The sequence below is a fragment of the Mycobacterium venezuelense genome (genome assembly GCF_054919535.1).
Genome location: NZ_JBONDW010000005.1, coordinates 132,649 through 144,931, shown reverse-complemented (window position 1 = coordinate 144,931; position 12,283 = coordinate 132,649). Strand labels below are relative to the sequence as shown.

The 12,283-nt window shown below is 66.5% G+C and carries 5 protein-coding genes; all 5 read right to left on the bottom strand.

The features are described from left to right. Positions 1-29 precede the first annotated feature (29 nt). Complete coding sequence (gene pks2 / locus ACRCUN_RS09945) at positions 30-6,308, bottom strand: sulfolipid-1 biosynthesis phthioceranic/hydroxyphthioceranic acid synthase (protein ID WP_462141460.1); 6,279 nt, start codon at positions 6,306-6,308, stop codon at positions 30-32. Between the two features lie 971 nt (positions 6,309-7,279). Next, positions 7,280-8,545, bottom strand: coding sequence for an esterase/beta-lactamase LipL (gene lipL / locus ACRCUN_RS09940; protein ID WP_462141459.1), 1,266 nt, complete (start codon positions 8,543-8,545; stop codon positions 7,280-7,282). A gap of 74 nt (positions 8,546-8,619) precedes the next feature. Further along, a complete protein-coding gene (locus tag ACRCUN_RS09935; RefSeq protein ID WP_462141458.1) occupies positions 8,620-8,970 on the bottom strand; it encodes a DUF4333 domain-containing protein in 351 nt (116 codons plus the stop codon). A gap of 72 nt (positions 8,971-9,042) precedes the next feature. Beyond that, a complete protein-coding gene (gene meaB / locus ACRCUN_RS09930) occupies positions 9,043-10,014 on the bottom strand; it encodes a methylmalonyl Co-A mutase-associated GTPase MeaB (RefSeq protein WP_462141457.1) in 972 nt (323 codons plus the stop codon). 4 nt (positions 10,015-10,018) lie between these two features. After that, a complete protein-coding gene (gene scpA / locus ACRCUN_RS09925; RefSeq protein ID WP_462141456.1) occupies positions 10,019-12,283 on the bottom strand; it encodes a methylmalonyl-CoA mutase in 2,265 nt (754 codons plus the stop codon).

Genomic DNA, 12,283 nt, shown 5'->3' with positions numbered 1-12,283 from the left:
GATCACCAATTCCTCAGTGCCGACGGTGATCACGAGGCCGCCGTCGCGGGTTCCTGGCCGGCCAGCCTCTCACACAGGTGATCGGCCAAGCCCCGGATGGTCGTGATGTCCATCGAGTTGATGCGCACACCGGTCTCGGCCTCGATGCGGGTACGCAGTTCGAGGTTGCCCAGCGAATCCAGCCCGTATTCCGGCAGCGGACGGTCGGGATCGACCGCACGGCGAAGCAGCAGACTCACCTGCTCGGAGATGACCCGGCGCAGGTGCGTCGGCCACTCCTCGGTGGGCATGGTGTTCAGCTCGGCCCGCAACTTCGAGCCCTGCGGGCCACTTTGCGCTGCGGACTTGAACATTTCGGCGAACGGCGTCCGCTCGGCGAACGCGACAAGCCACGGGGCGCCCATGATCGGCGCGTATCCGGTGTACGCCCGCCGATAGCGCAGCAGCGATTCAAAGGCATACGCGCCCTCGTCCGGTGCGATCGAATTGTCGCCCGCCGCCATCGCGACGCCGCGGCCGATCTCGGCCCAGGCACCCCAGGCGATCGTCGTGGCGGGCAGCCCCTGCGACCGCCGCCAGAAGGTGAACGCATCCAGCCAGCTGTTGGCCGCGGCGTACGCGCCCTGCCCCGGCGAACCGACCAGCGGCGCGGCGGAGGAGAACACGCAGAACCAGTCGAGCGGTAGCGACGATGTGGCCTCGTGCAGATTCCAGGCGCCGTAAACCTTTGGCGCCCAGTCCCTTTGGATGATGTCGTCGGTGATGTTCGTCAACGTGGCGTCCTCGACGACGGCGGCCGCGTGCACGACGCCACGCAGCGGCAGCCCGGTGGCTGTCGCGGCTTCGACCAGACGCTCCGCTGTCCCGTCCTCGGCGATGTCTCCGGACTCGACCACGATGTCGCCGCCCGCGGCACGGATCAACTCGATGATCTCAAGTGCCTCGGCACTGGGCCGGCTGCGAGAACTCAGCACGATCCGGCCACAACCCGCCGCGGCCATCTTCTCGGCGAGGAACAGACCCAGACCGCCGAGACCACCCGTGAGGATGTAGGAGCCGTCCTCCCGGAATACCGGAACCTCTTGCGGCGGAACGACAACGGTGCTCTGTCCGGTACGTGGCACGTCGAGCAGTAGCTTGCCGGTGTGTTGAGCCCCGCCCATCGCGCGGATCGCGGTGGCCGCATCGGCCAACGGGTAGTGCGTGCTGCGCGGCATCGGCAGATACCCCTCCGCGGTCAGCTGGAAGACCTTCTCCAACAATGCCCGCATGATCCCGGGGTGGGTCACCGACATCAACGCCAGGTCAACCGCGTAGAAGGTCAGGTTGCGCCGGAACGGGAACAGCCCGACCCGGGTGTCGCCATAGATGTCGCGCTTGCCGATCTCCACGAATCGCCCGTTGAAGGCCAGCAATTCGATGCCCGCGCGCTGCAAGGGACCCACGACCGAGTTGAGCACGATGTCAACGCCGTAGCCGTCGGTGTCGCGGCGAATATCCTCGGCGAAGGACACCGAGCGCGAATCGTATACGTGCTCGATTCCCCAGTCGCGCAGGAGCTGTCGACGCTGGTCGCTACCCGCGGTGGCGTAGATCTCGGCTCCGGCCGCCTTCGCGATCGCGATCGCGGCCTGTCCGACGCCGCCCGTGCCCGAGTGAATCAGAACCTTGTCGCCCGCAGTGATCCGGGCCAGATCGTGCAAGCTGTACCACGCGGTCGCTGCCGCCGTGGCGACCGCCGCCGCCTGCGCCTCGGTCAAACCCTCGGGAAGAGTGACGGCAAGGTCGGCATCGCACGTGACGAACGTGCCCCAGCAACCGTTACCGGAGACTCCGCCGACGCGGTCGCCGACCTTGTGCCGCGTCACGTCCGGCCCCACTGCGGTCACGACACCCGCGAAATCCGTCCCCAGTTCGGGCAGGCGGCCCTCGAAACTCGGGCACTGCCCGAATGCCACGAGAACGTCGGCGAAGTTGATGCTGGAGGTGCTGACCGCCACCTCGATCTGGCCGGGACCCGGCGCCTCCCGATCGAAGGACACCAGTTCCAGCGACTCGAGGTCGCCCGGATTGCGCACCTGCAGGCGCGTACCCGCGCGGTCGTTGTCGATCACCTTTTCCAGCCGCTCATCGGCCTGCAGCGGCGCCGGGCACAGCCTCGCCACATACGACTTCCCTTGGCGCCAAGCAGTTTCGTCTTCCGCGGAGTCGCTGAGCACCTGCTTGGCCACCAACTCGACATCGGTGTCGGCGTCCACGTCGACCTGGGTGACCCGGCTGTGCGGGTACTCCATCGCGATGACTCGCATGAGGCCGCGCAACGCGGCCTGCTCCATGTTGAGCGCGTCGCCGTCCGTCACGCGCTGCGCGTTACGGGTCAACACGACCATACGAGGCAGTTCACCGTGGGCGTCGACGAGCGCCTGCGCGATGTGCACCAGGTCGTGCACGGACTGCTCGCCGCGACGGCATGCCTGCCAGTCGACCTCTGCCGACGCCGGACCCGCGACGATCACCACACCGGTGAGTGACTCATCGCGCAGCGCGGCGATCTGGCTTGCCGTCGCCTGCTTGTCCGATTCGGTCCATGGCACGACGGTGCAGTCGGCACCCTTTGCTTTCAACGCCGCAACGAGGTTGGCGCTCAAGGCATCTCGATCACCGCCGCGGTCGATCAGCAACCACGAACCCGGCTGGTCGTGCTCGGGTTCCTTCAGATCGCGCTGCAGCCAGTCGATTGTCAGCAACCGTTCGTTGAGCACCTGGTCGGCGCGGCCACTCTCCGACATGCCGGTGCCGAGTCGCAGGCCCTCGACCTCGATGAGGACCGTGCCGTTCTCGTCGAGCACCTCCAGGTCCGCCGCGACCCCCGACGTGTCGGTGCCGGTGACACGCACCAGGCAGAACGCCGCGTGACGGGTCGTGTTGTGCAGTCGCAGCCGGCGCACGCCGAGCGGCAAAAGCAGGCTGCCATTGGCCACCGCCTGTACTCCGGTATCGGCGACGACCGCCTGGAAGCACGCGTCGAGCACGGCCGGGTGCGCACCGTAGCCGCCCTGCTGCGAGCGCAGCGGGCCGGGCAGGGCGACCTCGGCAAGGACGGTGCCACCGTCTCCGGTGTGGGCGGCCGCAAGTCCGGCGAACGCCGCACCGTGATGGACGCCTGCCGCCTGGAAGGCCGAACGCAGATCCTCACCTTCGACACGCTCGGGGTGAGCGGCGCGGAGCGCTTGAATGTCGCGGACCGCAACGCCTTCGCCTGCCGCGCCCGCACGCAGGGTCGCGGTGGCACGCTGGGTCAGTCCACCGGCGATGTAGGTCTGCACGGCGAAATCGACGACGCCTTCCGAGACCACCGTGGCCGCCGCGGACACCGGTGTCTCCTCGTCGAGCAGAAGCATCTCCTCGAACGTGATGTCGTGCACCTCACCGGATTCACCGAGCACGGTGTGTGCGGCCGCCAGCGCCATTTCGCAGTACGCGGCGCCGGGCAGCACCGCGACATTGTGCACCTGGTGATCACCCAGCCACGGCTGAGCCTCGGTACCGACCTCGCCCTGCCACACATGGCGTTCCGGCTCTTCAGGCAAAACGACATGCGAGCCGAGCAATGGGTGAACCACGACGCTTGCGGCTCCGCGACCGCTCTCATGGCCGTCCCGGTCGAGGAGCAACTGGCGATGGGTCCAGGTGGGAAGCGGCGCGTCCGTCACCTGCCCGTCGGCGTAGAGCACCGAGAAATCGACCGCGGCACCCGCGCAGTGCAGATCCGACAGCAGTCCGCGCATCCCGAACGGGAGTTCCTGCTCGCGCCGCATCGCGGCCAGCACCGTGAGGGGGATGTCGAGACTGCGGGCCGTCTGGTCGACGGCATGGTTGAGGAGGGGATGCGGTGACAGTTCGGCGAAGACACGGTGACCGTCCTCGAGTGCGGCCTGAACCGCGGCCGCGAATCGCACCGTGTGGCGCAGGTTGTCGGCCCAGTACCAGCTGTCGAGCTCGACGACGTCGCGGGGATCGTAGGAGGTCGCCGAGTAGTACGGAACTGTCGGTGCGCTCGGGGTGAGCTCCTCGAGTTGTTCACCCAACTCGTCGAGGATGGGATCGACCTGGGCCGAGTGCGATGCCACGTCGACCGCGATCTCGCGCGCCATGACACCGCGTTCGTCCCATGCGGCTACGAGGTTGCGAATGGACTCCGCGTCGCCGCCGAGCACCGTCGACTGCGGTGAGGCGACCACTGCCAGGCTCACATCGGTGATGCCGCGCGCCGCGAGCTCCGACAGCACTTGCGCGGCAGGCAGTTCGACAGACGCCATGGCCCCGCCACCGGCGAGCCGCAGCATCAGCTTGGAGCGACGGCAGATGACGCGCACGCCGTCTTCGAGAGTGAGGGCCTCGGAGACCACCGCAGCGGCCACCTCGCCCATGGAGTGGCCGATGACCGCTCCCGGCACGACGCCGTAGGACTTCATGGTCATCGCGAGGGCAACCTGCACGGCGAAGATCGTGGGCTGGATGCGGTCGATTCGGGTGACCGTCTCGGCCGCCGACATCGCTTCGGTGACGGAGAACCCGGACTCGGCCTCGATCAGCGGTTCCAGCTGAGCGACCGTCGCGGCGAACACCGGCTCTTTGGCGAGCAGCTCACTGCCCATCGCGGCCCACTGCGAACCCTGTCCCGAGAACACCCACACCGGTCCCCGGTCGCCCTGTCCGACCGCGGGTTCGCTGAGGGTGTCGCCGTCGGCGACCTCGTTGAGCGCGGTCACCAACTCGTTCGCATCGGTGGCGGTGAGCATCGCTCGGACCGTGCGGTGGCCTCGCCTGCGGGACAACGTGTAGCCGAGATCGGCCAACGCGGGGCCGTCGGGCGTTCCCACGCGCTTGGCCGTCACCCAGTCGGCGAGCTGCCGCGCGGTCCGGCGCAGTTCTTCTGCCGAGCTCGCCGAGATCGGGAAGACCATCGGTTCTGCGGTCGCCGGCGCCGCGGGCAAAGCGGCCACGGTGGATTGCTCGGGCGCCTGCTCGACGATGGCGTGAACGTTCGTACCGGACAAGCCGTAGGACGAGACCGCCGCGCGCCGTGGCTGACCGCCGTTGGACGGCCACTTCGTCGCCGCCTGGGGTACGAACAGATTCGTCTCGACCGAGGCCATCTCGTCGGGCAGGGCGGTGAAGTGCAGATTCTGCGGCACCACGCCGTGTTGGACGGCCAGCACGGCCTTCATCAGCCCCAGCGTGCCTGCGGCCGACTGCAGATGTCCGAAGTTTGTCTTGATCGAGGTCAGCGCGCACGGACCCGCGGTTCCGTACACGGCCGCGACGCTCGCGTACTCGAGCGGGTCACCGACGGGGGTTCCGGTGCCATGCGCCTCGACCATGCCGACTGTTGCCGCGTCGACGCCTGCGACGTCGAGCGCCGCCCGGTAGACCGACTCCTGCGCGTCGCGCGACGGAGTCGCGATGTTGACCGTGTGGCCGTCCTGATTGCTCGCGACACCGCGGATCACGGCGAGCACGCGATCGCCGTCACGCTGTGCGTCAGCCAGCCGCTTGAGCACCACGACCACCGAGCCCTCGGCAGAGACGAACCCGTCGGCGCCGACATCGAAGGCACGGCAGCGCCCACTCGGTGACAACATGCCTGCCGCGGAACCGGAGGCCGCCTTACGCGGCTCAAGCAACACCGAAACGCCACCTGCCAGGGCGAGGTCGCTTTCGCCGTCGAGCAGGCTGTGGCAGGCCAGGTGCACTGCCGTGAGCCCCGACGAACATGCCGTGTCGACGCTCACCGCGGGCCCGTGCGCACCGAGCGCATAGGAGATCCGCCCCGACGCCAGGGAGAAGCTCGTACCGGTGAAGCCGTAGGGCCCCTCGAGCGATCCGGTATCGGCAGCCAGATAGGCGTAGTCATTGTGCGTCACGCCGGCGAACACGCCGGTTTTGGAACCGGCAAGCGATGCCGGGTCGAACCCGGCCCGTTCGACGGCCTCCCACGCGGTCTCCAGCAGCACGCGGTGCTGAGGGTCGATGGCGATGGCTTCACGTTCACTGATGCCGAAGAAGTCGGCGTCGAACCCGCCGACGTCGTCGAGGAAAGCGCCACACTTGGACACCGACCGGCCCGCGACTCCGGGCTCGGGGTCGTAATACTCCTCGACGTCCCAGCGGTCGGAAGGCACCTCGGTGACAAGGTCCTCACCACGCAGCAGTGCGTCCCACAGCTGGTCCGGGGACTCGATGCCGCCTGGCAGCCGGCAGGCCATACCGATCACGGCAATCGGGGTGACAGAAGTATCAGCCAAGTCGGCTCACCTCTTTCGATGTGATCGATGGGCAAAGCATCGATGGACAACATAAAACGCGGAAAAGAATGTTCGCCACGTCGACATCGACGCACGCTACCGGATCCCCGTATCCAGTCAGAGTTGTTGCCAACTCGCGTGCGTAGCGTAGCGCTTCGGCCAACTACGATGTTGGAAACATCTGATCGCAAAAATGGCGATCAGGTTCCTGCTGGACGCCCGTCTTCCGGACATCGTCGGGTATGTCAGTTTGACCCCCCACCCGCACACGACGCGATCTCTCTCGTCTCCCCCAAGGCGAAAATCGTTGTAGCACAGCACTGTAGCGTTGATCCGCCAGCCTCGGTAGGCCTGCACACCATGTCTAGCGCGGCACCGCGCAGACGTCAATTCTGACAATACACGCTGTCATAAGCTCAATTTCCCGCAGGTCGCGCCGCAATTCCGGCCCGGGGTTCAGAATATCCATATCTTTTACATAGGCAGTTAGCTGACAAGTGCGGTGCAAACATCGGATCGCGTTGCAGAATCGCTATTAACTTCTATTGCGAGTATTTATTTACTTTTGCGAAGCATTCCAAAACCGCAATTTCAGCTAATCCACGCCGAGGGTCGCCGATCGCGTGAACTGGATGAACACCCACAGACTCACTGTGATCGCAATGCTTGACGCCACGAGCGAGCAAGCCCCGAGGCGGAAGGTCCGACCTCTCCGGTGCGCGGCAGGCCCACACGGAAACGGTGGTGCGCGTCACAATTTACGTAAACGGCAAATTGGATCACGTTAACGAAGGACAGTTCTCCCAGATTTGATAGCACATTCCCAAGACTGGGAATGGATGTGATTCAAATCACTAGTTTCGGGTACTAACGAGTCCCTGCACCACCCAGAAGGTAGCTGACGACCATAGGGTGAGTTCGCTGGAACTGCGCCGCCGGGCATTTTCAAGATCGGCCCGCGCCGTCGAGCGCTAGCCGGCGACCGGTTTGGGTATCTCGTACGGCGCCGCCCCGAGTTCGGGAACCGGCAGGTATCCACGCTTACGCGCGCGGGCCACATCGTTGCGGATCAAGGCGTTCAGGCCGACGAAGGCCGCCATGTCCAGAACCATCGGCGTCAGCAGGCGGTTGTGGACATACCCGATTGCCAGCCCACTGGCCGGGTCCGCCCATCCCACCGAACCACCGAGCCCGACGTGGCCGAAGCCCGGCATCACACTAAACGGGACGGAGTGATAGCCGAGATGAAACGCCAAGGGAACCACCAGGTTCCGATCCGGGCGCAGGCTCGGCCGGCCCGTGAGCCCGGCGACGGTGCGCTGCGACAGGTACTCGGCGCCCCCGAACCGCCCGCGGTTGGCTATCGCGCCGTACATCTTCGCGAGGCCGCGAGCCGTCGCGACTCCGTTGGCGGCGGGAACCTCGGCGTCGAGGAACGGCGTATCCCCCTGCACCAACGACATGACCCCGGGAAAGTACGTCGACCCGAAGAATCCGGAGAACTCCAACGCGGCCACTCTGGGCGCGAAAAAATCGAACACCTGGTTGGGCCAGGTGCGCTGCGGTGCGAGGATCTGAGCTGCCCGAGTAGGGGCGCCGACCGGTGGGCGCCCGAGGTGCAGGCCATCGGTGCGCAACGGTTCAGCGAGCTCGGTGCGGAACAAGGCCCGCATGTCGTGACCGGTCACCGCCCGAGCCAGCCCGGATATCAGCCACCCGTAGGTCAGCGCGTGATATGCGGACTTTCCGTAGAGCAGGCGATTGACGGGCGTGGCCGCGATGCGCGCTTCCATCGCCCGGTGATCCAGCAGATCCGCCTTACTCACCCCGTTGAGCTGGGACAGTCCGGCCTCGTGCCGCATCACCTGCCGTACCGTGATGTCGGCCTTGCCGTTCGCGGCGAATTCTGGCCAGTAGGCGCACACCGGGGTGTCGTATTCGATCAGCCCGCGATCGACGAGCCGGTGTATGACCGTCGACGCCATGCCCTTGGTCGCCGAGAACACCATCGCGCCGGTATCGGCGGTCCACGGTTGAGTGCCGGCGCGGTCGGAGTACCCCGTCCACACGTCGACGACGGGCTCGCCGTCGAGGTAGATCGCCAACGCGCCTCCGCCGAACCGCCGGCCCGGGAACAACTTGGCGAAACCACGCACGGTGCACGCGAAGCTGCGGTCCGCAGCGCCATCGACGCCCGGTGAGAGCGCCACACTGCGCTCCCGAATGTGATCGGTCACACTAATGAATTTACCTGGACCCCCGGCAAATTCTCCATGCGTTACCTATCTGTTAGGTCGGCCGCGCCCGGGTGTCATCCCATCGGCTTGTCATCGACCTTGAAGTCGACGTTGACGTTGGCTTTGTCGCCATCGCCGTCGACTCCTTCGACCGTCGCGGTGAGCCCGATCCTGGTGCCGTCTTTCGCGGTCAGTACGCAACGTTGCGTCGCACCGACAACGCCGGCGATGCCGTCCTCACATTCCACCGATTTGGCTTTCTTGCCCGCCGCGGCCTCGAGCTCGGCTTTCGCCAGGGACTGCAGCTTCGATTTGGCGACAGTCGGCTGGCTACCGCCCCCTGTCGCACCGCCGCAACCGGTCAGTGCCGCGCCGGCTACTGCCACGGTGATGACGAGCAGGCGGAATCTCGACTTCGCATCCATCATTCGGGTTCTTCCAGCCTTTCGCGCGGCGCCGTCACTGCGATCAGCGTAAGCGGGGCGGCCGGCCGCCCGTCAGTCCGCCGCGTCCAGAATCTGCTGTGCGGCCAGCGCCGGGGTGAGTTCACCCTCGCGCACCCGGCGTTCGACCTCGGCCCGGATGCTGCGCACCTCGGGATGCGACATCAACCGGTCCAGAACGGTGTCGCGCACCATCGACCATGTCCAGTCGACCTGTTGCGCACGGCGGCGTGCCTCGAACTCGCCGGCTTCGGTGAGCACCTGACGATGTTTGAGCACCGTCTCCCACAGCTCGGGCAATCCGGTGCCCTCCACCGCACTCATGGTGAGAACCGGTGGTCGCCATAGGGTTTCGCGCGGATAGATGAGCCGGATCGCCGCGGTGAGTTCCCGCGCGGCGCCCTTGGCCTCGACGGCGTGCTCACCGTCGGCCTTGTTCACCACGATGACGTCGGCGAGTTCCAGCACGCCTTTCTTGATGCCCTGAAGTTGATCTCCGGTGCGGGCCAACGTGAGGAAGACGAACGTGTCGACCATGTTCGACACCGTGACTTCCGACTGTCCCACGCCGACCGTCTCGACCAGGATGACGTCGTAGCCGGCCGCCTCGAGCAACACGATGGTCTCGCGGGTCGCCTTGGCGACCCCGCCGAGCGTTCCCGACGTGGGCGAGGGACGGATATAGGCATCGGGATGCACGGCCAGCCGTGCCATGCGGGTCTTGTCCCCCAGGATCGACCCGCCCGTCCGGGTCGACGACGGATCGACGGCCAGGACGGCGACACGGTGGCCCGCCTCGATCAGATGCATGCCGAGCGCTTCGATGGTCGTCGACTTACCCACCCCTGGCACCCCGGTGATACCGACGTGCAGTGCCTTGCCGGCATCTGGCATCAGCTGCAGCAGCAGCTGTTGGGCCTGGTCGCGATGATCGGCCCGGGTCGATTCGACCAGCGTGATGGCACGCGCCAAGGCGGCGCGGTCACCAGCACGGATGGCGTCGGCGAGGTCAGGGACGGTAGGCATACCCCTAGCTCAACTGGTAGCCGAGCCGCTCAGCCAACTTGCGCAGCAGGCCGATCGCCGCATCGGCGATCACAGTGCCTGGCGGGAAGATCGCGGTCGCGCCTGCCTCGTACAACTCGTCGAAGTCACCGGGCGGGATCACGCCGCCGACGACGATCATGATGTCGGGCCGGCCCACCTCGGCGAGCGCGTCACGAAGCGCCGGTACCAGTGTGAGGTGTCCGGCGGCCAGTGACGAAACGCCCACCACGTGGACGTCGTTGTCGGCGGCCTGACGCGCCACCTCGTCCGGAGTGGAGAACAACGAGCCGACGTCGACGTCGAAGCCGATGTCGGCGAACGCGGTCGCGATCACCTTCTGGCCGCGGTCGTGCCCGTCCTGGCCCATCTTGGCCACGAGGATGCGCGGCCTGCGCCCATCGGCTTCGGCGAACTTCTCGACGAGTTCGGTCGCGCTTGACATTCCGCCGACCTTTCCAGCTCCCCCGATTTCGTCGCGGTAGACCCCGGAGATGGTACGGATCTCCGCTTGGTGGCGTCCGTACACCTTCTCCAGAGCGTCCGAGATCTCCCCCACCGTCGCCTTGGCCCGTGCCGCGTTGATGGCGAGCGCCAGCAGGTTGTTGCCCAATCCGTCTTCGCCCGCGACGCCGGTGGTCCCGGCCGCCCGGCTCAGCTCGGCGAGCGCGGCCTGGGTCGCCGTTTCGTCCCGATCGGCGCGCAGCTGCTGCAATTTGGCGAGCTGTTCGGCGCGCACCCGGCTGTTCTCGACCTTGAGGACCTCGATCTCCTGATCCTCGTCAACCTGATACTTGTTCACGCCGATCACCGGCTGGGCGCCGGAGTCGATACGGGCCTGGGTGCGGGCGGCGGCCTCCTCGATGCGCAGCTTCGGGATGCCGTCGCTGATCGCCTGAGCCATGCCGCCGTGCTCGGCGACCTCCTTGATGTGGGCGCGGGCCCGCTCGGCGAGCTGGTGAGTCAACCACTCGACGTAGTACGAGCCGCCCCACGGGTCGATCGGTCGGGTCGTACCCGACTCCTGCTGCAGCAGCAGCTGGGTGTTGCGGGCGATGCGGGCCGAGAAATCGGTCGGCAACGCGAGCGCCTCATCGAGGGCGTTGGTGTGCAGCGACTGGGTGTGGCCTTGGGTGGCGGCCATCGCCTCGATGCACGTGCGGGCGACGTTGTTGAACACGTCCTGGGCCGTCAACGACCAGCCCGAGGTCTGCGAGTGCGTGCGCAGCGACAGCGATTTGTCGCTCTTCGGATCGAACTGGGCCACCAACTCACTCCACAGCAGCCGGCCCGCGCGCAGCTTGGCCACCTCCATGAAGAAGTTCATGCCGATGCCCCAGAAGAACGACAGTCGCGGCGCGAACTTGTCGATGTCGAGGCCGGCGTCCAGCCCCGCCTTGATGTACTCGACACCGTCGGCCAGCGTGTAGGCGAGCTCCAAATCGGCTGTGGCCCCGGCCTCTTGGATGTGATAGCCGGAAATCGAGATCGAGTTGAACTTCGGCATCCTGGCGCTGGTGTAGCCGAAGATGTCGGAGATGATCCGCATGGACGCCTGGGGCGGATAGATGTAGGTGTTGCGGACCATGAACTCTTTGAGGATGTCGTTCTGGATGGTCCCCGCCAGCTTCTCCGGGGGAACCCCCTGCTCCTCGGCGGCGACCACGTACAGCGCCAGAATCGGCAGCACCGCGCCGTTCATGGTCATCGACACCGACACGGTCGACAGGTCGATGCCGTCGAACAGCTGACGCATGTCGAGGATGGAATCGATTGCGACACCGGCCATTCCGACATCGCCCTGCACCCTCGGGTGGTCGGAGTCATAACCCCGGTGGGTGGCGAGGTCGAACGCGACGGACAAACCCTTCTGCCCCGCGGCGAGGTTGCGACGGTAAAACGCGTTGGATTCCGCGGCGGTGGAGAATCCGGCGTACTGCCGGATGGTCCACGGCTGGTTTACATACATCGTCGGATAGGGCCCGCGGACGAACGGCGGTGCGCCGGGGAAGCTGTCCAGCGGGTAGCCCGCGGCGACAGCTGCGTCCCGGTCGGCCGCGACGTAGACGGGCTTGACGTCGATGCCTTCGGGCGTGGCCCAGGTCAACTGGTCGGGGGTGTAGCCGTGCGCGGCCGCGGCAGCGGCCACCTGCGCGTCGACTGCCTCCGGTGTCGCCGGTTGGCCCGCGGCGTCTCCGTTGAGGGGTACGTCGGCGAAGCTGCGGATCTCGGATCCCGTTGTTGCGGTCAT

What these genes read in the sequence shown, in the direction of transcription:
- meaB (WP_462141457.1), bottom strand. Translation starts at nt 10,014, where the DNA reads ATGCCTACCGTCCCTGACCTCGCCGACGCCATCCGTGCTGGTGACCGC.
- ACRCUN_RS09935 (WP_462141458.1), bottom strand. Translation starts at nt 8,970, where the DNA reads ATGGATGCGAAGTCGAGATTCCGCCTGCTCGTCATCACCGTGGCAGTA.
- scpA (WP_462141456.1), bottom strand. Translation starts at nt 12,283, where the DNA reads ATGACCGCAACAACGGGATCCGAGATCCGCAGCTTCGCCGACGTACCC.